18 protein-coding genes are annotated in these 24,680 nt (G+C 71.1%); 10 read left to right on the top strand and 8 right to left on the bottom strand.

Annotated features, from left to right (window positions below; translation table 11 throughout):
* The first annotated feature begins 48 nt into the window (after positions 1-48).
* Together FCH28_RS28975 and FCH28_RS28970 are read left to right on the top strand one after the other, a co-directional pair.
* A complete protein-coding gene (locus FCH28_RS28975) occupies positions 49-2,097 on the top strand; it encodes a thioredoxin domain-containing protein (protein ID WP_136743110.1) in 2,049 nt (682 codons plus the stop codon).
* 112 nt (positions 2,098-2,209) lie between these two features.
* The gene (locus FCH28_RS28970; RefSeq protein WP_136743109.1) at positions 2,210-3,214 is read left to right on the top strand and encodes an MDR family NADP-dependent oxidoreductase; all 1,005 of its coding nucleotides are present in this window, start codon (positions 2,210-2,212) and stop codon (positions 3,212-3,214) included.
* A gap of 101 nt (positions 3,215-3,315) precedes the next feature.
* Here the strand turns inward: FCH28_RS28970 and FCH28_RS28965 are convergent, their stop codons facing one another.
* Positions 3,316-3,972, bottom strand: coding sequence for a TetR/AcrR family transcriptional regulator (locus FCH28_RS28965; RefSeq protein ID WP_425472016.1), 657 nt, complete (start codon positions 3,970-3,972; stop codon positions 3,316-3,318).
* A 393-nt stretch (positions 3,973-4,365) separates the two neighbouring features.
* Positions 4,366-5,133, bottom strand: coding sequence for a PAQR family membrane homeostasis protein TrhA (trhA, locus tag FCH28_RS28960; protein ID WP_187363951.1), 768 nt, complete (start codon positions 5,131-5,133; stop codon positions 4,366-4,368).
* A gap of 241 nt (positions 5,134-5,374) precedes the next feature.
* Here trhA and FCH28_RS28955 point away from each other — a divergent pair, with 241 nt between their 5' ends.
* Positions 5,375-7,207: a phosphoenolpyruvate carboxykinase (GTP) gene (locus tag FCH28_RS28955; protein WP_136743107.1), complete on the top strand. Its 1,833-nt coding sequence runs from the start codon at positions 5,375-5,377 to the stop codon at positions 7,205-7,207.
* 93 nt (positions 7,208-7,300) lie between these two features.
* Here FCH28_RS28955 and FCH28_RS28950 read toward each other — a convergent pair whose 3' ends face one another.
* A complete protein-coding gene (locus FCH28_RS28950; protein WP_136743106.1) occupies positions 7,301-7,744 on the bottom strand; it encodes an SCO4983 family protein in 444 nt (147 codons plus the stop codon).
* Positions 7,745-7,879: 135 nt separating this feature from the next.
* Positions 7,880-9,091, bottom strand: coding sequence for a pyridoxal phosphate-dependent aminotransferase (locus FCH28_RS28945; RefSeq protein WP_136743105.1), 1,212 nt, complete (start codon positions 9,089-9,091; stop codon positions 7,880-7,882).
* A gap of 253 nt (positions 9,092-9,344) precedes the next feature.
* On the opposite strand from FCH28_RS28945, the gene FCH28_RS28940 reads away from it, so the two are divergent.
* Positions 9,345-12,017: a P-loop NTPase fold protein gene (locus tag FCH28_RS28940; protein WP_136743104.1), complete on the top strand. Its 2,673-nt coding sequence runs from the start codon at positions 9,345-9,347 to the stop codon at positions 12,015-12,017.
* Here the strand turns inward: FCH28_RS28940 and FCH28_RS28935 are convergent, their stop codons facing one another.
* Together FCH28_RS28935 and FCH28_RS28930 are read right to left on the bottom strand one after the other, a co-directional pair.
* Positions 12,018-13,646 carry an N-acyl-D-amino-acid deacylase family protein gene (locus FCH28_RS28935; RefSeq protein WP_136743103.1) on the bottom strand — a complete coding sequence of 543 codons (1,629 nt, stop codon included), beginning with the start codon at positions 13,644-13,646 and terminating at the stop codon, positions 12,018-12,020.
* A gap of 10 nt (positions 13,647-13,656) precedes the next feature.
* The gene (locus FCH28_RS28930) at positions 13,657-14,946 is read right to left on the bottom strand and encodes an amino acid deaminase (RefSeq protein WP_136743102.1); all 1,290 of its coding nucleotides are present in this window, start codon (positions 14,944-14,946) and stop codon (positions 13,657-13,659) included.
* Positions 14,947-15,207: 261 nt separating this feature from the next.
* Here FCH28_RS28930 and FCH28_RS28925 point away from each other — a divergent pair, with 261 nt between their 5' ends.
* From FCH28_RS28925 to FCH28_RS28910, 4 genes are all read left to right on the top strand, one after another.
* Positions 15,208-16,257 carry a sugar kinase gene (locus FCH28_RS28925; protein ID WP_136743179.1) on the top strand — a complete coding sequence of 350 codons (1,050 nt, stop codon included), beginning with the start codon at positions 15,208-15,210 and terminating at the stop codon, positions 16,255-16,257.
* Entirely contained in the window at positions 16,254-17,015 is a 762-nt protein-coding gene (locus FCH28_RS28920; protein WP_136743101.1) for an IclR family transcriptional regulator, read from the top strand. Before FCH28_RS28925 ends, FCH28_RS28920 begins: the two co-directional genes overlap by 4 nt.
* Before the next feature lie 51 nt (positions 17,016-17,066).
* Complete coding sequence (locus FCH28_RS28915; protein WP_136743100.1) at positions 17,067-17,477, top strand: RidA family protein; 411 nt, start codon at positions 17,067-17,069, stop codon at positions 17,475-17,477.
* A 126-nt stretch (positions 17,478-17,603) separates the two neighbouring features.
* Entirely contained in the window at positions 17,604-19,151 is a 1,548-nt protein-coding gene (locus tag FCH28_RS28910; protein WP_246103311.1) for a GntP family permease, read from the top strand.
* Between the two features lie 79 nt (positions 19,152-19,230).
* On the opposite strand, the gene FCH28_RS28905 is transcribed toward FCH28_RS28910, so the two are convergent.
* Entirely contained in the window at positions 19,231-20,595 is a 1,365-nt protein-coding gene (locus FCH28_RS28905; protein ID WP_136743099.1) for a M14 family metallopeptidase, read from the bottom strand.
* Between the two features lie 255 nt (positions 20,596-20,850).
* Here FCH28_RS28905 and FCH28_RS28900 point away from each other — a divergent pair, with 255 nt between their 5' ends.
* A complete protein-coding gene (locus FCH28_RS28900; protein WP_136743098.1) occupies positions 20,851-21,795 on the top strand; it encodes a S1 family peptidase in 945 nt (314 codons plus the stop codon).
* Positions 21,796-21,933: 138 nt separating this feature from the next.
* Here the strand turns inward: FCH28_RS28900 and FCH28_RS28895 are convergent, their stop codons facing one another.
* Complete coding sequence (locus FCH28_RS28895; RefSeq protein WP_246103309.1) at positions 21,934-22,935, bottom strand: chitinase; 1,002 nt, start codon at positions 22,933-22,935, stop codon at positions 21,934-21,936.
* 362 nt (positions 22,936-23,297) lie between these two features.
* Between FCH28_RS28895 and FCH28_RS28890 the strand changes: the two genes are divergently transcribed.
* A complete protein-coding gene (locus FCH28_RS28890; protein WP_136743096.1) occupies positions 23,298-24,626 on the top strand; it encodes a hypothetical protein in 1,329 nt (442 codons plus the stop codon).
* Positions 24,627-24,680 lie beyond the last annotated feature (54 nt).

Genomic DNA, 24,680 nt, shown 5'->3' with positions numbered 1-24,680 from the left:
CCCCCTCCGCTCCCGGCTCTCCGCGCCCCCTTGGGAGAGGATGGAGGCATGCCGAACCGCCTGGCTCATGAGACTTCCCCGTATCTGCTCCAGCACGCCGACAACCCCGTCGACTGGTGGCCGTGGTCCGCCGACGCGTTCGAGGAAGCGCGGCGGCGCGGTGTGCCGGTGCTGCTCAGCGTCGGCTACAGCTCGTGCCACTGGTGCCATGTCATGGCCCACGAAAGCTTCGAGGACCCGGCCACCGCAGCCCTGCTCAACGATCACTTCGTGTCCGTCAAGGTCGACCGCGAGGAGCGCCCGGACGTCGACGCCGTCTACATGGAGGCCGTGCAGGCCGCGACCGGCCAGGGCGGCTGGCCCATGACGGTCTTCTTGACCCCCGACGCCGAACCTTTCTACTTCGGCACCTACTTCCCGCCCGAGCCCCGGCACGGCATGCCGTCCTTCGGGCAGGTCCTGGAGGGCGTACGCGGTGCCTGGACGGACCGGCGCGACGAGGTCGGCGAAGTCGCCGGCCGGATCGTCGCCGACCTCTCGGGACGCTCCCTGAGCGAGTCGCTGACCGCGACGGAGCAGCGCCCGCCGCGCCCCGAGGAGCTGCACACCGCGCTGATGGCGCTCACCCGCGAATTCGACGCGGTGCGCGGCGGATTCGGTGGCGCGCCCAAGTTCCCGCCGTCCATGGTGCTGGAATTCCTGCTCCGCCATCATGCGCGCACCGGCTCCGAGGCGGCCCTGGAAATGGTGCAGGCGACCTGCGCGGCGATGGCCCGCGGCGGCATCTACGACCAGCTCGGCGGCGGTTTCGCGCGCTATGCGGTGGATGCCACCTGGACCGTGCCGCACTTCGAGAAGATGCTCTACGACAACGCTCTGCTGTGCCGCGTCTACGCGCACCTCTGGCGCGCCACCGGCTCCGACCTGGCCCGCCGTATCGCCGTGGAGACCGCCGACTTCATGGTCCGCGAGCTGCGCACCGACGAGGGCGGCTTCGCCTCCGCGCTCGACGCGGACAGCGACGACGGCTCCGGGAAGCACGTCGAGGGCGCGTACTACGTATGGACGCCGGAGCAGCTGCGTGCGGTGCTCGGCGAGAAGGACGCGGAGTTCGCCGCCCAGTACTTCGGCGTCACGGAGGAGGGCACCTTCGAGGAGAACGCCTCGGTACTCCAACTCCCGGAGATCGGCGGTCTGGTGGACGCCGAGCGGGTGGTCTCCGTCAAGGAGCGGCTGCTCGCGGCACGTGCCGAGCGGCCCCGCCCCGGCCGGGACGACAAGATCGTCGCCTCCTGGAACGGGCTGGCCATCGCCGCGCTCGCCGAGACCGGCGCCTATTTCGACCGTCCCGACCTGATCCAGGCCGCCACCGACGCCGCGGACCTCCTGGTCCGCGTCCACATGGACTGGCAGGCCCGGCTGCACCGCACCTCCCGCGACGGCGCGCCCGGCGCCAACTCCGGTGTCCTGGAGGACTACGCGAACGTCGCCGAGGGCTTCCTGACGCTGGCGTCGGTCTCCGGGGAGGGCGTCTGGGTGGAGTTCGCCGGGTTCTTCCTGGACACCGTGCTGGTCCAGTTCACCGCCCAGGACGGCGCGCTCTACGACACCGCGTCCGACGCCGAGACGCTGATCCGCCGCCCCCAGGACCCGACCGACAGCGCCACGCCCTCCGGATGGACCGCGGCCGCCGGCGCCCTGCTGTCGTACGGGGCGCTCACCGGCAGCGGCCTCCACCGGGACGCCGGGGAGCGCGCCCTCGGGATCGTCACGGCGCTCGGCGGCCGCGCCCCGCGCTTCATCGGGTGGGGGCTCGCCGCCGCCGAGGCCGCCCTGGACGGGCCGCGCGAGGTCGCCGTCGTCGGCCCACGGGACGATCCGGCCACCCGCGCCCTGCACCGCGCCGCGCTGCTCGGCACCGCCCCGGGGGCGGTCGTCGCGCTCGGCGCCCCGGGGTCGGACGACAGCGAAGAGGTGCCGCTCCTGATGGAACGGCCCCTGGTCGACGGCCGGCCCGCCGCGTACGTCTGCCGGAACTTCACCTGCGAGCGGCCGACGACGGACCCGGAGGAGCTCGCGGAGCGGTTGCGGGGGTGAGGGAGGCGGGGACGGCCTGCGGGGCCCCGGCCCTGGGGCGCGTCCCCGACTCACGCCGTGGAGTCGGCGGCGGATCGACCTTGATGCGCGCGTCACGTCCTAGCCTCAAGGCATGACGAACCGTACGCACCGCGAAGTCCGCCTGTCCGCGCGCCCCCGGGGGCCGGTCACCGACGACCTCTTCGAGATCGCGGAGGTGCCGGTTCCGGAGCCGGCGGAGGGCCAGGTGCTGGTACGCAACACGCTGATGAACGTCTCCGCCGTGATGCGCACCCTGATGGACGAGGGCAGCGTCGCGCCGATCGAGCCCTTCCGGCTCGGCGAGCCGCTGCACGGGGCGGCCATCGGCGAGGTGGTGGCCGCCCCCGGGACCGACCTCAGCCCCGGTGACCTGGTGCAACACCGCCTCGGGTGGCGCGAGTACGCGCTGCTCGACGCCGCGCGGGCGCAGCGTCTCGACCCCGATCTGCTGCCCGATCCGGCCGGTTACCTCTCCCAGGGGCCCACCGCCTGGATGGGCATGGTGCGCGGCGCCGAAGTGCGCCCCGGGGACACCGTGTTCGTCACCGGGGCGGCGGGCGGCGTGGGCTCACTGGCGGGCCAGATCGCCCGCCTGCGGGGCGCCACCCGGGTCATCGGCAGTACGGGATCGCAGGCCAAGGCCGACCGGCTGGTCGCGGAGCTCGGCTATGACGCGGTGGTGATCCGCGGCGCGGGACCCATGGAGGAGCAGCTGCGCAAGGCCGCCCCGGAGGGCATCGACGCGCTCTTCGACACCGTGGGCGGCGAGCAGCTCCGGGCGGCCGTCGCCGTCGCCAACAAGGGCGCCCGCCTCGCCCTCGTCGGAGCGCTGTCCGCCCAGCTCGCCCAGGACGGCCCGGCCGCCACCGAGATCGACGGCTTCTCACTGCTCGCCCGCCGCATCACCCTGCGCGGCCTCTCGCTCTACGACCACCTGGACCTGACCCCGGAGTGGCACACGCGGTTCGGCCAGGGCCTGCGCGACGGCACGCTCACCTTCCCGCACTCCCGCCTCGAAGGCATCGAGCAGGCGCCGCGGGCGCTCCGTGAGCTGATCGAAGGGCGCCATCTGGGCTCCGTGGTGGTGGCGTTGTGAGCCGCCGGCCGGAGAGCCTGTCGTAGTCGCGCGCGGCCGGGCAGGGAGCCGCGCCGGGCGGCAGCGGACGACGCGGACCGGCCGGCCGGCCCCGTCCGCCGTCAGAGCGTGAGGCCGCGTGCCAGCACGTCCAGCGTCTGGTGGATCAGGTCCTCCAGGTCCGCCGTGCTGCCCTCCTCGCCCCAGCACAGCAGTGCCTCCTGAAGGGCCGCCAGGATCGCCGTACTGATGACCCGGATCTCCAGGTCGTCGACCGGGCGGCCGGTGCGCTCGGCGAGGACGGCGCTGATCATCGCGGCATCCCGGGCGGTGTTCTCCGCCGTACGGCCCCTGATGGCGGGCACCTCGCGGACCAGCCGGGCGCGCTGGGCGAGTTCGGTACGGTCCGCCGTGGCGAACCGGCGCAGCGCCTCGACGGTGACCTGCCGGATCGACTCGACCATCGGCTCGTCGGCGGGGCGGGCCCGGATCCCCTCCTCCAGCAGGCCGTCGTACTCGTCCGTCAGGACGATGTCCTCCTTGGTGGGGAAGTAGCGGAAGACCGTGCTGGGCGAGACCTCGGCGGCCTCGGCGATCTGGTCGACGGGAGTCGCGTCGTACCCCTGCTCCTCGAAGAGCCGGTAGGCCGCCCGGCGGATCGCCTGCCGGGTCTTGATCTTCTTCCGCTCGCGCAGCCCGGCCTTGGGGGATCCGGCTCCGGTGGACCCGGTCCTGGGTGTCGGGTGCGGTGCGGTGGCGGAGGAACGTGCGAAGACCATGGCCGACATTGTCGGGCATCGGCGGCCCGCGGCGCCGGGCTTCGCTCCGGCGCCGGTGGGCGGGCATCCGGCGAAACCCTGACTGTCGGTGGCGTGTGTCACGCTGGGGCGTGGAAGTGATTACTGTCGGTGATGTTCGGAGGGGTGGTGTGGAGGGTGGTGTGGCTGCGACCTGGGATGGATGCGTATGCCGCGCTTGCCGTCGCGCTGTGTGTCGGCGGCTTCCTCGTCGGCGGCCGGGCACCGGTTCTCGCCATCGCGCCGAGGGGATGGGCGGTCCTGACATGGCGCGTGGCCGCGGCCGGGTGGCCGCGGCCACGGTGGCGCGCGAGGGGGGCACCGCCCATGCCCCCAAGGTCTGGGGGAAGGTGTGCCGCCCGGGTTCTGCCCGTCTCAGGCGTGCGAATAGGCCACCAGCGAGATGCCGACGTAGTGCACCACGAAGGCCGCCAGTGTGAAGGAGTGGAAGACCTCGTGGAAGCCGAACCACCGCGGTGACGGGTTGGGTCGCTTGATGCCGTAGATCACTCCGCCCGCGCTGTAGAGCAGCCCGCCGACGATGACGAGCACGAGGACGGCGATGCCGCCGGTGCGCAGGAAGTCTGGGAGGAAGAAGACGGCGGCCCAGCCCATCGCGATATAGCAGGGGGTGTAGAGCCAGCGGGGCGCGCCGACCCAGAAGACGCGGAAGACGATGCCGGCCAGGGCGGCCGCCCAGACCGCCCAGAGCAGCGCCTGGCCGCGGGAGTCGGGCATCAGCAGCATCGTGAGCGGCGTATAGGTGCCCGCGATGATCAAAAAGATGTTGGCGTGGTCGAGCCGGCGCAGGATGCCGTCGGCCCGCGGGCCCCAATTGCCGCGGTGGTACAGGGCGCTGACGCCGAACAGCAGGCAGGCGGTCAGCGTGTAGACGGCGCAGGCCAGGCGCCCGCGGGCGCTGTCGGCGAGCGCGGTGAGGATGACTCCGGAGAGGAGGACGGCGGGAAACATCCCGGCGTGCAGCCAGCCCCGCAGTTTCGGCTTGAGCGGCGCTGCCATCGCGGCGACCGCCGCTATCGCGCCCGTGTCGGTCCCCGTCGCCGCGGCGGCCGTGGAACCGGAATCGGCCGCGGCGGATGCGGGGGAGGAGTGGCTCTCGGCGGCGTCGGGCGCGGAAGTCATGGCGGACATGCTATCTACGCGACCGTAGGTTACGGATTCGTCCGGAAGTGGTGACGGTCACCACAGTGCCCTCTGGACAGAAGCTGATCGGGGTCGGATGATCAAATGAGTGCGGTCGGCACCGGATGAGCGGTCACGAAGCATCCGGGTCGCGGCCCCCAAGGGGCGACATCCAAAAACAGGTGGATTTACCCGGCGAACCCGGGCACAGATCCGCTCACACCCTCATCTAGGAGCGATCGTGGCGCGCGAAAACGCGGCTCCCTCACCCATTCCGACCCGTCACCAGGAACTCGTCTCCTGGGTCGATGAGATCGCAGCGCTCACCCAGCCCGACCGGGTCGTCTGGTGTGACGGCTCGGAGGCCGAGTACGAGCGACTGTGCGAGGAGCTCGTCGACAAGGGCACGTTCAAGAAGCTCGACCCGATCAAGCGCCCCAACTCGTACTACGCCGCGTCCGACCCCACGGACGTGGCGCGCGTCGAGGACCGCACCTTCATCTGCTCCGAGAAGGAGGAGGACGCCGGCCCGACGAACCACTGGAAGGCCCCGGCGGAGATGCGGGAGATCTTCGCCGGCTCGAACGGCGAGGGCGGCATCTTCCGCGGCTCGATGAAGGGCCGGACGATGTACGTCGTCCCGTTCTGCATGGGCCCGCTCGGCTCCGACCTCTCCGCCATCGGCGTGGAGATCACCGACTCCGCCTACGTCGCCGTCTCGATGCGCACCATGACCCGTATGGGCCAGCCGGTGCTCGACGAGCTCGGCGAGGACGGCTTCTTCGTCAAGGCGGTGCACACCCTCGGCGCCCCCCTGGCCGAGGGCGAGGCCGACGTCCCCTGGCCGTGCAACTCCACCAAGTACATCTCGCACTTCCCCGAGGCCCGCGAGATCTGGTCCTACGGCTCCGGCTACGGCGGCAACGCCCTGCTCGGCAAGAAGTGCTACGCGCTGCGCATCGCGTCGGTGATGGCCCGTGACGAGGGCTGGCTGGCCGAGCACATGCTGATCCTCAAGCTGACCCCGCCGCAGGGCGAGTCGAAGTACGTGGCTGCCGCCTTCCCGTCGGCCTGCGGCAAGACCAACCTGGCCATGCTGGAGCCCACGATCTCCGGCTGGACGGTCGAGACCATCGGCGACGACATCGCCTGGATGCGCTTCGGCCGGGACGGCCGCCTCTACGCCATCAACCCCGAGGCCGGCTTCTTCGGCGTCGCGCCCGGCACCGGCGAGCACACCAACGCCAACGCCATGAAGACGATGTGGGGCAACTCCGTCTTCACCAATGTCGCGCTCACCGACGACGGCGACGTGTGGTGGGAGGGCATGACCGAGGAACTGCCCGCCCATCTGACGGACTGGAAGGGCAACGACTGGACCCCGGAGTCCGGCACCCCGGCGGCCCACCCCAACGCCCGCTTCACCGTCCCGGCCGGCCAGTGCCCGATCATCGCGCCCGAGTGGGAGGACCCCAAGGGCGTGCCGATCTCGGCGATCCTCTTCGGCGGCCGCCGCGCCAGCGCCGTACCGCTGGTGACCGAGTCGCTGACCTGGCAGCACGGCGTCTTCCTCGGCGCCAACGTCGCCAGCGAGAAGACCGCGGCGGCCGAGGGCAAGGTCGGCGAGCTGCGCCGCGACCCGTTCGCCATGCTGCCGTTCTGCGGCTACAACATGGGCGACTACATGGCGCACTGGGTCAAGGTGGGTGCCGACAAGGACCAGTCCAAGCTGCCGAAGATCTACTACGTCAACTGGTTCCGCAAGGACGACAAGGGCCGCTTCGTGTGGCCGGGCTTCGGCGAGAACGGCCGGGTGCTCAAGTGGATCGTCGAGCGGCTGGAGGGCACGGCGGAGGGCGTCGAGACGCCCATCGGCGTGCTGCCCACGAAGGCGGCGCTGGACACCGAGGGCCTCGACCTGGACGACGCGGACCTCGACTTCCTGCTCACCGTCGACAAGGACGTGTGGCGCGAGGAGGCGGCGCTGATCCCCGAGCACCTCAACACCTTCGGTGACCACACGCCGAAGGAGCTGTGGGACGAGTACCGCGCGCTGGTCGAGCGTCTCGGCTAGTCCGCAGGCGCCCGCAGCCCCTCAGGGCTGACGCTCAACTCCCCTCCGGGGTCCCGTACTTGATGCGGGGCCCCGGAGGCGTTTCCACCGCCGTCACGCCGTGGCGAGATCCGGCAGGGGCGTGTGGTGAGCCTCCAGGCGCTCCGACGTCAGGGCTATCGCCGCGGTGTCGTCCCGGGACGTGGCCACCGCCAGGGCGTTCCCGGCCAGGGTGTGGGCGCGCTGATGCAGCGCCGGGATGCGCGACGGGTCGCCGCCGGTGGGCTCGGCGCGCAGCGGATAGCGGCCGCCGCTCAGCCGCGCGACCTGCTCGGCGATGCGATCGGCGGCGGTCGCCAGCGCGGCGGCGTCCAGCGCGGCGCCCGCCGCGGTGCCGCCGGACCGCAGCGCCAGGGCGTGCAGCTCGTCGGTCACGGTGAGCAGCGCGGTCAGATGTCCGGCGAGCCGGATGTCCAGCTCCTCCTCGCGGGAGCGGTGCGGGATCTCCGGGGCGGCGGCCATGGTGTGGACCGACTTGGTGCGGATCGGTTCGTACATGGGACGGCCTCCTGAAAACGTCTAGGAGACCATCCTAGCTTAGACACTGTCTAAAGTTGTGGGTCGTACAGCCAGAGAGTCGAGAGATACGGAAATCGCCTGGTGGGGCGGCGGGACGCGCTGTCCCGGCGCGGCTCAGTACTGCCCGTAACCGTCCAGGAAGGAGCCGATCCGGGTGATGGCATCCGTCAGATCGTCCTTGTTCGGGAGCGTGACCAGACGGAAGTGGTCCGGCTCGGTCCAGTTGAAGCCGGTGCCGTGCACGATCATGATCTTCTCGGCGCGCAGCAGATCGAGCACCATCTGCCGGTCGTCCTTGATCTTGTAGACCGTGGGGTCGAGCCGCGGGAAGGCGTACAGCGCGCCCTTCGGCTTGACGCAGCTGATGCCGGGGATCTGCGTCAGCAACTCGTACGCCGTGTCGCGCTGCTCCAGCAGCCGGCCGCCGGGGAGCACCAGGTCGTTGATCGACTGACGGCCGCCGAGCGCGGTCGCCACCGCGTGCTGGGCCGGCATGTTGGCGCACAGCCGCATATTGGCGAGGATCGTCAGACCCTCGATGTACGAGGCGGCATGCGCCTTCGGGCCGCAGACCGCGAGCCAGCCGCTGCGGTAGCCGGCGACCCGGTACGACTTCGACAGGCCGTTGAAGGTCAGCGTCAGCAGGTCCGGGGCGAGCGAGGCGAACGGGGTGTGGGTGACGCCGTCGTAGAGGATCTTGTCGTAGATCTCGTCGGCGCAGACGATCAGGTTGTGCCGGCGGGCGATCTCCGCGAGACCGCGCAGCAGCTCGTCGTCGTATACGGCGCCCGTGGGGTTGTTGGGGTTGATGACGACGATGGCCTTGGTGCGGTCGGTGACCTTGCGCTCGATGTCGGCGAGGTCCGGCATCCAGTCCGCCTGCTCGTCGCAGCGGTAGTGCACGGCCGTACCGCCGGAGAGCGAGACCGAGGCGGTCCACAGCGGATAGTCCGGGGCCGGTACGAGCACCTCGTCCCCGTCGTCCAGCAGCGCCTGCATCGACATCTGGATCAGCTCCGAGACGCCGTTGCCCAGGTAGATGTCGTCGACGGAGAGCTCGATGCCCTTGGTCTGGTAGTGCTGCATGACCGCGCGGCGGGCGGAGAGCAGGCCCTTCGCGTCACCGTAGCCATGCGCCGTACCGACCGACCGGAGGATGTCCTCCAGTATTTCGGGCGGGCACTCGAAGCCGAACGCCGCCGGGTTGCCCGTGTTCAGCTTGAGGATGCGATGACCCGCCGCCTCGAGCCGCATGGCCTCCTCGAGCACCGGGCCACGGATTTCGTAGCAGACGTTGGCGAGCTTGGTTGACTGGATCACCTGCATGTCCGCCACCTTACGGCCGCGTAACCGCGGACGCCCGGTGTTTTTCCCCACTTGATCGACTGTTGGCGTGTGCTTCATCACGAGGGGTGACGGCGCACCGGCCGCTGACCCGGTGCTGATTTCGCGGGAAACCGGCGGACGGGGGCGCCACGGCGGTACGCTCCGGGCGGCCGCGCCACCAAGATCGGAAGCGCCGGCGAACGCACCTCAGTGCGCCCACTCAGTACGCCGACGACCTGACACGGGGGCCAGGATGGCGACTTCTCCGACCACCGGGGCCACCCGTACGCCGATGCCCGCGCCGGCGCCCGGCGACACACCCGCCCCCGGGGACCCGCCGGCCCCCGGGGCCGACGCCTTCGCCTTACCCGGATCGCGCGGCCCCGCCCCGTACTCGCCGTTCGCGCTGCTCAACGACGAGCCGGTGGCCGAACCCGGCGCAGACCTGCTCGGGGCCGGCCGGGCCGCCGCCCAGCTCGCCGGACTGCTGGTCGCCTCCCGGCAGTCCACCCCCTTCACCCTCGCCGTCGACGCCGGCTGGGGCATGGGCAAGAGCAGCCTGATGCGGCTGGTCGACGCGGAGCTGGCACAGGCCCCCGAGGTGCACACCGTCTGGTACAACGCCTGGACCTCGACCGGCGCCGACGCGCTGGAAGGGCTGATCAAGTCCGTTCTGATGCGGTTCGACCGGCGGGTGCTGCGCCGCGGCCTCCAGCGGGTCTCCGAGCGGCGCGCACTGCTGCGGTTCACCCGCGCCCTGACGACCGTCGCCGCCGGGCCGCTGGGCGTGTCCGGGCTGGTCGACGAGCTGTGGAAGACCCTGTCCGTCAACTCCCAGGCCCGCAACGAGATGCGCGGCGCCATCGGACAGCTGGTGCAGGAGTGGTCGGAGACCGCCGAATTCCAGCCACAACGACTCCTCGTGGTCTTCATCGACGACCTGGACCGCTGCTCGGAGGAGACCGTGCTGGCGGTCTGCGAGGCGGTGAAGGTCTACCTGGACGTGCCGGGGCTGGCGTTCGTCGTCGGCTGCGACCGGTCGGCGCTGGGTCCGAACGGCCTGCTGCGTGATCTGTCGCCGGCCGGCTCCGCCTTCATGGAGAAGATCTTCCAGACCAGCTACCGGATCCCGGCCCCCGACGGTCAGGGCGTCAAGGACTACATCCGCTGGTGCGCACGGACCGCCGGGGTCGAGCCGCTGCTCGACGAGGCGCTGGTCGACCTGCTGGCCGAGCGCTCGGGCCGCAACCCGCGACGGATCAAGCGCCTGGTCAACGGCTTCGTCCTGGAGGCCACGCTGAACCCGGTCTGGCGCGACTTCGGGCCGGGCGCGGTGCTCCGGACGCTGCTGCTCCAGTACTTCTATCCCGACTTCTACCGGATGATGACCGGCCCTTCCGGCACGCTGGACGGCGATGTGGTGGCCGAGTTCCGGCGGTACCGCGAGGTGCGGCGGACGCTGCTGTCGGCCACCGGCGGCGCATCCGCCGAGGAGCTGGCGACGGTACGGGACTTCCTCGCGCCGTACGACCTGGTGCCGCCGGAACCGCCCGGCGCGGGCGGCGAGGCGGTGCTCGCCGCGCTGGAGCGCCAACTGCCCAATGAATTCCCCGACCTGGTGCTCAACCCGGCCTTCACCTCACTCGTCGACGAGCTGACCGCCCGCCCGGACGCGGTGCAGCTGCTGCTGCGGCTGCGCGAGGGCCCGGTGGGGTCCGGAACCGAGCCGACCCCGATGTCGAGGGAGTGGGCGCCGCTGTGGCGCGGGCTGTCGGTGCCCTTCCCGGACGGCTCCGGGTCGGGGTTCGGCCCGCCGCTGGCGTGGCCGGCGGACGGGGTGCCATTGGCGGGGTACCCGGCACAGGGGGCGCCGTTGGGGTACCCGGCCCAGGGGGCGCCGCCGCAGCAAGCGCAGACGCCGCCGCCCCAGACGTATCCGAACATGCCGTACGCGGATCCGGTCGAACCGGCGCCGCCGTACGGGCAGCAGCCCGCCTACCAGCAACAGGGGGCGTACGGGCAGGCCCCGCAACCCGGATACCCGACCCAGCAAGGCGGATATCCGGCGCAGTCCCCGTACCCGCAGCCCGCGTACTCCCCGCTGCTGGACGTCCTGTGGGTCGACGACCAGCCGGACCGCAAGGCCGTGGTGCGGGAGGTGCTGGAGAGCCTCGGCGCACAGGTGCGGCACGAGTCCACCAGCCGGGCCGCGGGCCGTGCCGTCCGCGACCGCCGCCCCGACCTGCTGATCTCCGACATCAGCCGGGGCCGGGACCGTGTCGCGGGCTTCGACATGGTGGCGCGGCTCAAGAGGGACGGGGTCTACGACGGGCCGGTGATCTTCTACACCATCCGGCAGAGCCCCGAACGGGAGGAGCGCGCGGCCGAGTTGGGCGCCCGGCTCACCAACAACGAGCAGAAGCTGCGCGATCTGGTGGTGGCCGCGCTCCAGGAGCCGGTACGCCCCCCTGCCCAGCAGCCCGGCTCGTCGCCCCCGCCGCTGGCGCCGCCGGTGCGTGACCTGTCCGTTCTCTGGGTGGACGAGCGCCTCGGGGACAGCTTCATGGGGCTGGTCGCGGAGCTGCGCGGGGAAGGCGCGGCCGTCCACCTGGCCAACAACGACCAGGAGGCGCTCGACTGGCTGGCCGAGCACCGGGCGGATCTGGTGCTCTCCGACATCGCCCGGTACGCGGACGGGTACGGGAACCCCGACGGCGGGTTCACCTTCGCCGAGCGGTTGCGCCAGGAGGGCGGCTATCGCGGCCCGCTGGGGTTCTTCGCCTCCTGGGTCACACCCGCTCGTGAGGAACGCGCGCGGGAGCTGGGCGCCCTCGGTGTGGCCACCGACCCGGTGGTGGTGCGGGAGTGGGTCGACGAGATCGCGTGGGGTCTCCGGGAGCGGCCCCGCTGGCCCGGCCGCAGCTGACTAGCGCGTCCAGCCAGTCCGTCGCACCGCCCGCCCCGCCAGTACATCCGTCCGCCGGCCGTCCGCCACCACGAAGCGGCCGTCGATCAGGACATGCGGGATGCCCGTCGGGAGGGTGCGCGGGGCGTCGAACGTCGAACCCGCGGCGACCGTTTCCGGGTCGAAGAGGACCAGGTCGGCGCGGTAGCCCTCGCGGACCAGGCCGCGGTCGGGCAGCCGCAGCCGGGCGGCGGGCCGCGAGGTCAGATGCGCCACGCACTCCTCCAGCGACAGCACTCCCAGCTCGCGGACGTACTTCCCGAGGTACTGGGGGAAGGTGCCGTACGCGCGCGGATGCGGCTTGTCGCCCTGGAGGATGCCGTCGCTGCCGCCGGTGTGCACACGGTGCCGCATGATCTGCCGGACGTTCTCCTCGTGGCCGACATGATGGAGGATCGTCGAGCCCAGCCGGTCGTCGATCAGGAGGCGGCGGGCGGTGGTCCACGGCTCCTCGCCGCGCTCCGCGGCGCCGCGCGCGATCGTCCTGCCGACATGGCCCGCCAGGCCGGGGTCCGAGACACCGGAGATCTCGATGGTGTCCCAGTCGATGGGCACGCCATGGCAGCCGTCGGAGCCGGCCACCTCCAGGTCGTGCCGGATGCGGGTGGCGCTCGCCGCGTCCCGGAGGCGGGCGAGTATCGCGTCCGGGCCGCCCTCCGCCGCCCAGCTCGGCAGCATCGCGACCAGCGTCGTACAGCCGGGCGTGTAGGGATAGGTGTCGAGGGAGATGTCGGCGCCGGAGTCGAGCGCCTTGTCCAGCAGGGCCAGCAGCTCGGGGGCGCGGCCCTTGTTGACGCCGAAGTTCATGGTGGCGTGGGCGAGATGGAGGGCGCAGCCGGCCTCGCGGGTGAGCGCCACCATCTCCTCGTACGCCCGGAGGGCGCCGGCGCCGTAGGAGCGGTGGTGGGGGCAGTAGTAGCCGCCGTAGTGGGCCACCACCCGGCACAGTTCGGTGAGTTCGGCGTCGGTGGCGTACATGCCGGGCGTGTAGGTCAGCCCGGAGGAGAGGCCGACCGCGCCCTGTTCCATGCCCTCGGCGACGAGTCGCCGCATACGGGCCAGCTCCCCGGCGGTGGCCGCGCGGTCCTCGTAGCCGACCGCGAGCATCCGGACCGTGCCCTGCGGGACGAGGTAGGCGGCGTTGACGGCGATGCCCTCGCCGTCGAAGCCGTGATCGAGGCGGTCGAGGTACTCGCCGACGGTGCGCCAGTCGAAGTCGACGGTGGTGTCCCCGGGCGCTCCGCCGTTCCAGCCGGTGATCTGGGCCCGGATCTGGGCGAGCGTGGCGGCGTCGACCGGCGCGTACGACAGGCCGTCCTGGCCGAGGACTTCGAGAGTGACGCCCTGCGCGGCCTTGGCCTCGTGCGCGGGATCGCGCAGCAGGGCGAGGTCGCTGTGGGCGTGCATGTCGATGAAGCCGGGGGAGAGGGCGAGTCCGTCGGCGTCCAGCACTCGGCGCGCGGTGGGCCGCCCGCCCTCCCCCTCGCGCACGACGGCGGCGATCCGGCCGCCGTCGACGGCCACATCGGCCCGGAAGGAAGCGCCGCCGGTGCCGTCGACGACCCGTGCGTCACGGATGACCAGGTCCATGGCGGGCGCCTCAGAAAAACGTCCGGACGAAGTCGACGACCGTCCCGTCCGCCTCGACCAGCGGGATCAGCTGCCACTTGTCGAAGGTCGTACAGGGGTGGGAGAGGCCGAGACCGACCCAGTCGCCGACCTCCAGAGCGGTCGCGCTCTCCGTGGCGAGCCAGATGTGCTGGTCGGACAGGCCGGTGACGCTGACGCCGGCCGCCGGACGCAGGGTGCCGTCCCGGCCCGACCGTACGACGTCGGCCCGCGGCAGATCGAGGTCGTGCGGCGCATCGCGCTTGCCCGCGTTCAGGAACGCCTGCTGGGGGGTGGGCCGGGAGACGACCTGCGCCCACAGCCGGAAGGCGGCCTGGAGGTCGCCCTCTTCCGGGATGCGGTTGAACGGGGTGACACGCCGGTACTGGCCGTCGTCGTGCGACACATAGGCGCCCGAGCGCAGCAGTTTGAGGGCCGGCGCGGACAGTTCGGGGAGCTCGGCGAAGACCTCGGCGACCGTGTCGAACCAGGCGCTGCCGCCGGCGCTGATCACGATCCGGTCCAGGTCGGCGAACCGGCCCGCCTTGTCCAGCTCCACGGTCAGTGCCACCAGCCGGCGCAGCCAGGCGGCGACCCGCTTGGGTGTGGCGTCCGGTACCTCCCCCTCGTAGCCGGCGATGCCGACCAGCCGGAGGGTGTCCACACCGGCGATGGCGTCGGCGAGTTCCCGGCACTCGGCCTCGGTGCGCACACCGGTACGCGCGCCCTCACCGGCGCCGAGCTCGATGACGACGTCCACCGGGCGGGTGGCGCCGGCCTCGCGCAGTGTGGTGTCCATCAGCTCGATGCCGCGCAGCGAGTCGACGTAGCAGATGAGGCGGAAGTCGGGGTCGGTGTCCAGCTCGCGGGCGAGCCAGCGCAGCGCGGCCGCGTCCACGATCTCGTTGGCGAGGAAGATCCGCTGGATGCCGTAGGCCCGGTAGACGCGGGCCTGGTGGGGGACGGCGGCGGTGATGCCCCACGCGCCGCGTGCCAGCTGGCGGGCGAAGAGCTGCGGCGCCATACAGGTCTTGCCGTGCGGCGCGAACGCCAGGCCGTGCCGGTCCGCGTAGGCCTCCATGACGGCCAGGTTGTGCTCGACCGACTCCGCGGAGAGGGCCAGCACGGGGGTGGTGAAGCCGTCGCGGAAGAGGTTGCGGCGCTGGGCGGCCAGCTCGCCGACGGTCAGCCCCTCGGCGTCCGGGGGGAGTGCCTTGAAGCGGTGGTCGACCCGCTCGTCCGCGAGTTCCTTGAGTCCCTTTGCGAGCCGCTCGCCGGCCATGAGGCCTCCTCCCAGGTCGTGTTGCAACATTTGCAACGATCGTTGCGTACAGCGCTTGCTGGTGTCTAACATCCGAGCCATCACCGGGTCAATGACGAGAAACGCGGCGACGGACGGCGGGAAAACGGGCCCGCCGAGCGGCACAGCGAAGGAGCGCATCCGATCGTGACCAGGTCCCCACACGTCCGCGATACCCCCGGCCGGCACGGTGACACCACCGTCCGGGCCGACGGTGCCGACGTCGTCTGCCTCGGCGAGTCCATGATCGCCTTCCTCCCCGCCGGCCCGGGACGGCTCGCCGACGTCCCCGCCTTCGACCGCGCCATCGGCGGCGCCGAGTCCAACGTGGCGTGCGCGCTGGCCGCCGCCGGGCACTCCGCCAAGTGGATCAGCCGGGTCGGCGCCGACGCCTTCGGAGACCACCTCGTGGCGGCCGTCGGCGCGTACGGAGTCGACACCCGCTCCGTACGCCGCGACCCGGCCCGCCCCACCGGCGTCTACTTCCGCACCGCGGGCGACCGCGCCACCGACGCCCACGAGGTCGCCTACTACCGCGCCGGGTCCGCCGCCGCCGCGATGTCCGCCAACACCATGGACCTGGCCGCGATCCGCTCCGGCCGGATACTGCACCTGTCCGGGATCACGGCCGCCCTCTCCGACGACTGCCTGGGACTGCTGCGGGAAGTGACCGCACGCCACCCCGGCCGCCCGCTCCTCTCCTTCGACGTCAACTACCGCCCTGACCTCTGGCGCGACCGCGCCCACGGCCCCGAGATCCTGCTCGACCTCGCGCGCAGCTGCGACCTGGTGTTCGTCGGAGAGGACGAGGCCGAGGCCGCCTGGCGCCTGCACGGGCCCGACGCCCTCCGCGACGCCCTCCCCGAACCCGCCACCCTCGTCGTCAAACACGGGCCGGAGGGCGCCACCGTCTACGACCGCCAGACCGTCCACGACCGCCGGGCCGACGGCATCGGCACGGGAACCGACACCGGCATCGACACCGTCACCTACGCCCCCGCCCTGCGCGTCGACGTCGCCGCCCCCGTAGGCGCCGGCGACGCCTTCGCCGCCGGATTCCTCTCCGGCACCCTCCGCGGCCTGCCCGTCTTCACCCGCATCCGACACGGACACCTCATGGCCGCCGCCTCCCTCACCGTCCCGGAAGACCTCGGCACGCCGCCCTCCCGCGCCCTCGCCGACCGACTCGCCGCGCTCGACCCCGCCGACTGGGGCACACTGCGACTCGGCCCCGGCTGGACGACGAGCGACGGGGTGCACAACACCGCACGGGTGGAGGTCCGTACACCATGAGCCAGACAGTCGATCGCGCGCTGAGCATCCTTCCCCTGCTCGCGGAAGGCCCCGCCAACCTCGAACAGGTCTCGGTCCGGCTCGGCGTCCACAAATCCACCGCCCTGCGGCTGCTGCGCACGCTCCACGAGCACGGCATGGTCTACCGCCAGGCCGACCAGCGCTACCGCCTCGGCGCCCGGCTCTTCGCGCTCGCCCAGCAGGCCGTCGAAAACCTCGACGTCCGCGAGATCGCCCACCCCCACCTCGTAGAACTCAACGAGAACTGCGGACACACCGTCCACCTCGCGGTCCACGAGGAGAACGAGGTCCTCTACATCGACAAGGTCGAGAGCCGCTACCCGGTCCGGATGTACTCCCGGATCGGCAAACCCGTCGCGACAACCGTCGCCGCGGTCGCCAAACTGCTGCTCGCCGACCTGCCCGAGCCCGAGCGCCGCGCCCTCGCCGAGAAGCTCGACTACCCCCGCTACACGCCCCGTTCGACGCCCGACGCCACCGCCTTCCTGGCCGAACTGGCCAAGGTCCGCGAACAGGGCTGGGCCACCGACCTCGGCGGCCACGAGGAATCCATCAACTGCGTCGCCGCCCCGATCCGCGGCGCGGACGGACGGGTGATCGCCGCCATGTCGGTCTCCGCGCCGAACGTCGTCGTCACCGCCGACGAACTCCTCACACTGCTCCCCCTGGTACGCCGTACCGCCGACGCCATCAGCCGGGAGTACTCCGGCAACGGCCCGGCGAAGCACCCCGAATGAAGCACACCGCCCGATCCTGCCGCCCGAACCGCACCGGATGAAGGACACCGCATGACGGAAAAGATCGCGCTCACCCCGGCCACCCACACCACCCCGCCCGCGAAGTTCTCGCACGGCGTCAAGAAGGGCAACATCCTCCAGGTCGCCGGCCAGGTCGGCTTCCTCCCCGCCGTCGAGGGCCAGGCCCCCACCCCCGCCGGCCCCACCCTCCGCGAACAGACCCTCCAGACCCTCGCCAACGTCCAGGCCATCCTCGAAGAGGGCGGCGCCACCTGGGACGACGCGATGATGATCCGCGTCTACCTCACCGACGTCGACCACTTCGCCGAGATGAACGCGATCTACAACGCCTACTTCGAGGCCCAGGGCCTCAAGGAGGCACCGTCCGCCCGCACCACGGTCTACGTCGGGCTGCCCAAGGGCCTGCTCATCGAGATCGACGCCCTCGCCGTCCTGGGCTGATCCGCTTTGCCGTTACCGCTCCCGCCCCCGCACCACCTGCCGCACGGCGCGGCGTCCCGCACCCCCGGGCCGCCGTGCCGCGATCCGCCCTGCCCGGACACACCCTGCCTGCCAACGGAGTCCCCTATGCTCCTCGCTGCCACGGCCCCACTCCTGTCCCAAGCACTCACGCCGCAGGGCGGACCACCGCCCCCGGCGCCCCACACCGGCGGTCTGCTCGCCCTGATACCGGGCACCGCGGGCCTCCTGACGGTCGCCGCCCTCGGCATCGCCCTGCTGCTGATCCTCATCATCAAGGTCCGCCTCCAGCCCTTCGTCGCGCTGCTGGGCGTCTCCATCGCCGTCGGCCTGGCCGCCGGCCTCTCCGTCACCGAACTCTTCGGCACGGTGCAGAAATCCGCCGCCGTCTCCATGATCGAGACCGGTATGGGCGGCATCCTCGGACACGTCGCCATCATCATCGGCCTGGGCACCATGCTCGGCGCGATCCTCGAAGTCTCCGGCGGCGCCGAGGTGTTGAGCGGCCGCCTGCTCGGCCTCTTCGGCGAGAAACGCGCCCCGCTCGCCATGGGCCTCACCGGCCTGATCTTCGGCATCCCCGTCTTCTTCGACGTGGGCATCTTCGTCCTGGCACCGATCGTCTACGCGGCGGCCAAACGCAGTGGAAAGTCGATCCTCCTCTACTGCATGCCGCTGCTCGCCGGCCTCTCCATGACCCACGCCTTCCTGCCGCCGCACCCCGGTCCGGTCGCCGCCGCCGGCCTCTTCAAGGTCGACCTCGGCTGGGTCATCCTGATGGGCCTCGTCTGCGGCCTCCCCGCCGTACTGGCCGCCTGGGGCTACGCCGCCTGGATCGGCAGGCGCCTCTTCGTCGAGGTCCCCCAGGACATGGTCGAGGCCGCCGCGGAAGCCAGGGCCGCCGTGGCGGCCGAACAGACCGATGGGGGCACCCCCTGCTCGAGCGAAGCCGAGAGCTTGGGGGACGGCGTCTCCCCGCACGAGAAGCCGGTCGCCCTCACCACCGTCCTCACCATCATCGGCACCCCGCTGATCCTCATCCTCCTCGCGACCTTCTCCTCCGTCGCCCTCGCACCGAGCACCCTCCGCTCGGTCATCGAGTTCTTCGGCAACCCCTTCGTGGCCCTGACGATCGCGCTGCTGCTCTCCTACTACCTGCTGGGCATCCGCAGGGGCTGGTCCCGCAGGTCACTGGAGACGGTCTCCACCGCGTCCCTCAAGCCGATCGGCAACATCCTGCTGGTCGTCGGCGCGGGCGGCGTCTTCGGCGCCATCCTCAAGGGCAGCGGCGTCGCCGACGCCCTCTCCGACACCTTCCACAATGTCGGCCTCCCGGTCATCGTCCTCGCCTACCTGCTCTCCCTCGTCCTACGCGTGGCCCAGGGCTCGGCGACGGTCGCCATCGTGACGACGGCCGGAATCGTCCTCCCCCTGGTCGAGGGACAGGGAATGCCGCAGGCGCACCTGGCGCTGATCATCATGGCGATCTCGGCGGGGTCGATCTTCGCTTCGCATGTGAACGACGGGGGGTTCTGGATGGTCGCCAAATACTTCGGGATCTCGGAGCGCGACACCCTGAAGTCCTGGACGGTGCTGGAATCTGTCCTCTCGGTCGCGGGTTTCGCGGTGGCGGCGCTGGTGAGCCTGGCGGTCTGAGCGCACACGAGACGGCGCCCCGGATCCCGTCGAGGGATCCGGGGCGCCGCGTTCTCAACTGCCCGCCCAGCTGGACGTCTTACTGCTGGTGCTTACTTCCCTTGCAGTACTGGTCTTCCTTGCCGATCGAGCGGTACATGCAATCGCTGTTCTCCAGCAGTTGCAGCACCGCGTCCCGGTTGCGCGAGGTCTCCTTGGGGATCACCGAATCACGCGGGTAGAAGCCCCCGTCCCCGGCGGACGACGGGTACATCTCAAAGGTGTAGGCGAAGATCTTCTGGTCGCCCCACAGCCAGTCGTCGATCGAGCCGTCCGTGATGTAGAGGTCGCTGGACTGCTCGGGGGTGTAGCCGTTGCTCTTGGCCATGCCCTTGCCGACGGCGGCGAAGGCGTCGTGGTCGTCCTGGGTCATGCCCTCGCCGGTGTCGGCGTCGGTCCAGCCGAAGGGCCAGAGGACGAGTTCGCTGTAGGTGTGGAAGTCGATGGCGGCGGTGATCTGCTGCTTGCCGCCCACGTTGCGGCCGCGGACGAAGTCGGAGACGACCTTCACCTCGGGGGCCGAGGCGGCGGACGCGCCGCGGTAGGTCTCGTCGCCGGGGTCGTCGGAAGAGCCGCCGCAGCAGCCCCACTTGTAGTCCCAGTTGCGGTTGAGGTCGGTGCCGACCTCGCTGGAGCCGTCGTTGGGCTGACGGTTCTTGCGCCACATGGCGAAGTCCCCGGAGGCGATGTCGTACTCGCCGCCGTCCGGGTTCAGGTTCGGCAGGATCCAGATCTCGCGGGAGTCCAGCATCTTGGTGATGCGGTCGTCGCTGCCGTACTTCGAGGTGAACTCGTTGAGGAGGTAGAGGGCCATCTCCACCGTGAGGTGTTCACGGGCGTGCTGGTGGTGGGTGAAGAGGACCTCGGGTTCCTTCTCGTCCTTCTTGACGTTCTTGCTGAGTTTGAGGGCGAGGATGTCGCGGCCCTCGTGGGACTTGCCGATGACCTGCTTGCTGAGGATGTCCGGGTACTTGGCGACGAGGCCGTCGATCTCCTTCGTCTCCTCGGCGTAGGTGTGGTAGCCCGTGTAGCCCTCGGGGAAGTCCTTGACGCGGGTCGATGACGAGCCCTTGCCGGCGCCCGGGGGGTCGGGCAACTGGCGGAGCCGATAGCCCAGTTGGCGCGCGGCTTTGGCCTGGGCGGGGTCGGCGGTGATGACGACCTTCCCGCCGTGCACCTCGTCGATGGAGGCGCCGGTCGCGGCGAGCACGGTGCGCGCGGCGCGGGTGGCGAGGCCGGTCACCTCGTACTGGTGCGGCCGTTCGGTGGCACGGGAGGTGCCGGAGGCGGCCGCCTCGGTGGTGGGGGAGCCCTGTGCCGCCTGTGCGGTGAGGGGGGCGGCCAGTGCGAGGGAGAGGAGTGCGGCGAGGACGGTCCTGCGTCCGCCGGGTATTCGTGGTCGCATGCGGTCTCCTGTGGTGGGGGTGAGAAGAAGCGACGGCGCCAGTTTTGGCGGTTGGCATGGGCGGGTCAAGATGCTTGGTGGCCAAAGATGCCGGGGCGTGGGCAGGTTGGCCGTCCAGAGCGGCCGAATCCGGCAACTTGCCATCGATTTACGGAAATTCATTGCCTGGCGGCGCTCTGGCACTAACAATGCGCACGACAAAACCGGAGGGACACAAAGGACCTTCGGTGACAGAAGCGTGAGAGGACCCCCCACATGAATCGACCTCTCGTCGGCACCCTGGCCACGGCCGTTCTGGGTGCAGCGGCCCTGGTGGGCACCGCCGGCACGGCAGGTGCGACGACCCATCCCGGCAAGGCGGCGCAGACGCAGGAGCAGGCGCAGCAGCAGGCGCACCGGCTCGTGGCCAAGGCTCCGTCCCTGGGCAAGTCCAAGGGCAAGCACAAGACCAAGGCGGTGGACTTCGCCGGCACGGTCGCGTTGAGCAACTGCTCGGGCTCGATCGTCAAGATGCCCACGTCGCAGGAGAACGACCCGGCCCTGGTGATGTCCAACGGCCACTGTCTGGAAGAGGGCATGCCCGGCGCGGGCGAGGTCGTCGTCGACAAGCCGTCCAGCCGCAGCTTCACGGTGCTCGACGCGAACGCCGGTGACCTGGGCACGATCAAGGCCACCAAGATCGCGTACGCCACGATGACCGACACCGACGTGTCGCTGTACGAGACCGGCTCCACCTACGCCGAGATCGAGCAGAAGTACAAGATCAAGCCGCTGGAGCTGGCCACCGAACACCCCGCCCAGGGCGCCGGGATCAGCGTGGTCTCCGGCTACTGGAAGAAGATCTACTCCTGCAACATCGACGGGTTCGTGCACACCCTCAAGGAGGGCGACTGGACCTGGAAGGACTCGGTCCGTTACACCCCGGAGTGCAAGACCATCGGGGGTACGTCCGGGTCGCCGGTGGTCGACACCACCAGCGGCAAGGTCGCGGCCATCAACAACACGGGCAATGAGAGCGGTGAGGAGTGCACCGTCAACAACCCGTGTGAGGTGGACGAGAACGGCAAGGTCACCGTGCGCAAGGGCATCAACTACGCGCAGCAGACCTACGGCATACCGAAGTGCTTCGGCGTCGGCAACAAGCTGGACCTGAGCGCGGAGGGCTGCGAGCTGCCCAAGCCGTCGGCCGCCCGACGCTGACCCAGTAGCAAGTAGCAAGTAGCAAGTAGCAAGTAGCGGGAAGCAGGACGCCAGGTCCCGTGCGACCGTGCACGGGACCTGGCGGTGGGGGGTGGCGCCCGGAGCCGCAGGTGCTGAGGCGGGCCGGCTGTAACGGTGTTACGGAAGGCCGTGGACGTGCGCGCCCACCTGCCCGGCGAACTCGTTGCCGTTCGCGGCGTCCCAGTTCGTGGACCAGGTCATCGCGCCGCGCAGGCCCGGGTAGGTCTTGGACGGCTTGAAGGAGCCGCAGTTGCTGCCCTGGGTGAGGCAGTCCAGGGCGGCGTTGACGACGGACGGGGCGACATAGCCGCTGCCGGCCGCTCGGGAGGAGGCCGGCACGCCGATGCCGACCTGGGACGGGTCGAGACCGCCCGCCAGCTGGATACAGGCGAGCGAGGTCAGGAAGTCGACCGTGCCCTGGGCGTAGACCTTGCCGTCACAGCCGTTCATGGAACCGCTGTTGTAGTACTGCATGTTGACGACGGTCAGGAAGTCCTTGATCCCGAGCGCCGTCTTGAAGTACTCGTTCTGCGGCGACTGCATATCGATGGTCTGCGGGGCCATCGTCACCACTACGTCGCTGTGCGCGGCGTGAACGGCCTTGAGCGCCTGTGTCATGTACGTCGAATTGAGGCCATTTTCGAGGTCGATGTCGACGCCGTCGAAGCCGTATTCGTCCATCAGCTTGTTGATGGAGTCGGCGAAGTTCTTCGCGGAGGCGTCGTCGCCGACGGATATCGAGCCCTTCTCGCCGCCGACGGAGATGATCACCGATTTGCCGGCCGCCTGCTTCGCCTTGATGTCCGCCTTGAAGTCGTCGGCGGAGTCGTATCCCACGGCCGGGTCGAGGTTGAAGGTGACGGCGCCGGGCTCGCCGGTGGCGTCGGCGAAGGACACCGCGATGATGTCGTACGCGTCGTCGACGTCCTTCAGCTTCTGCACCGTGGCGCCGTTGTTGAAGTTCTGCCAGTAGCCGGTGACCGCGTGCTTGGGGACCGCGGCGGTGTGCGCGGCCGGCGCGGCGGGGTGTTCCTGGGACGCGTTGGCGGTGCCGGCGGCGACGATGCCGGCCGACGTCAGCACCGCCGCTGCCAGCCCTGCCAGCAGCCTTCTCTTCACTGTTCCTGATCCTGCGCGAACCACGACTGCCTCCGGGTGGGGGGTAGTTGGGGGGGAGTAATGCGGGTGCGCGCTCAGGGGCCCCTGTGCTTGCGGTACAAGTTGGTCCAGACCATTAGTCCTGTCAAGAGCCTTGCCGGAAGCCGTCGTTCCCACGCCATTCGCCTGGGCGGTATGTGTCATTTCCTCGGCGGGTATATGCCAAATCCCCACGGGGAGACGGTCATGACGAGTAGCCCAGAACGTGTTCTCTTGGGGCGTATCTCGTGGATAAAGTGCTGAACGTATGGCGCCGATGGCGCAGAGCTGTGCCGATCCGCGGTCCCGGGACCTCCGGCGGCCGGAGGGAGTGGGGGAGCGACGTGCCGACCGCGATTGCAGTCACCAGCCCTGACCTCGCGCTGCCTGCCACCGACCGGCAGACCCCGGCCGCCGTCATCCTCCGGTCGCCGCAACTCCAGCCGCTGGACGAGGCCCTGACCGAGACCGGCGCCGTACTGGAGCACCACGGCCATCTCGTCGTCCTCTACTCCGCCGCCTGCCCGCCGGACCACATCCGCCGGCTGCACACCCTGCGCGCCCTCCTGGAGAGCGACCGGATCGCCATCCTGCCGCTGGATCTGCCGCCGCTGGGGGTGGCCGTGGTCGCCCGCCAGCTGCGGCAGTTGTCGCTGTGCGACTTCAGCCCCGGGGTGCTCGCCTGTGCGGCGCGGCTGCTGGCCCATTACGTGCACGCCGGCGCGCTGCTCGGCAGTGTCAGCGGCCTGGACCGGGTCGAGGTGGATCTGCGCTCCCATATGAAGTCCTGGCTGCCGGGCACGCATTTCGCGGTGCTCGCCAACCCCGAACCGCGGCTGCTGCATGTGGACCGGCACAGCTCGGAGGCCGGTCTGCCGGCGCCCGGCTTCGCCACCCGGCTCGCCGTCGCCCGCGGCCAGCTCACCGGTGAATGGGTGGGCGGTGTGCTGGCCCCGGCCTGGCGGACGCAGGGGGTGTACGAGGAGCGGCTGCCCGCCGAGTCCGCCCGCTGGTGGGGCACCCAGAAGCTGGTCGAGTTCGCCGCGGCCATCCCGGACCTCTCGGTCCTCTACCAGCTGGTGTCGTCCGTACGGCGCGAGGACTGCCGCTGGTGCGGCCTGGAACTCATCGGCGACCGGTGCGCGTTCTGCGCCGAGCCGGTGGCGCGGGACGGCGCACCGGGCGGGCAGGCGCGGCGGGGCGCGGGCGGCCCCGCGGCCATAGAGGGCAGGGCGGCGGACGCCTCGTGCCCGACGCCGCCCGCCGCCCCCGCCTCGGCCCCCGTCACACAGGCGCCTGCTCCGCCTCCCCCGCCTCCCCCGCCCGCTCCGCCCGCGCCCCCCGCTCCGCCTGGTCCGGCGTCGTATCCCGTGCCCGACGCACCCCCCGAAGCGCTGCGGCAGCGCGGTCTGTCCCCTGTGGCGCCGTCCGGCGTTCCGGGCGGGCGGGGTGCGCGCGGCGGCCCTGGACGGCTGGACGTACGGGGCCCCGACATGACGGGCGGGCCGTACGCCGCGGGGGCGGGGCAGTCGTACGCGGCGCAGCAGCCGTATGCGCCCGGCGGCCCCGGTGGGTACGGAGCACCGGACGTACCCGCCGCCCCCGGCGCACCCTGTGTGCCCGGCGCCGCCGATATCCCCTCCGACCCGCGGACGGTGGCCCGCGTGCGCTGAGATCCTCCGCCGTCCCCGGAACCCCTCGTCCCTTCCGTTCCTCGGCCCCTCCGT

The sequence above is a fragment of the Streptomyces piniterrae genome (assembly GCF_005048155.1).
Classification (GTDB): domain Bacteria; phylum Actinomycetota; class Actinomycetes; order Streptomycetales; family Streptomycetaceae; genus Streptomyces; species Streptomyces piniterrae.
This window is presented reverse-complemented; position numbering and strand designations above follow the sequence as displayed.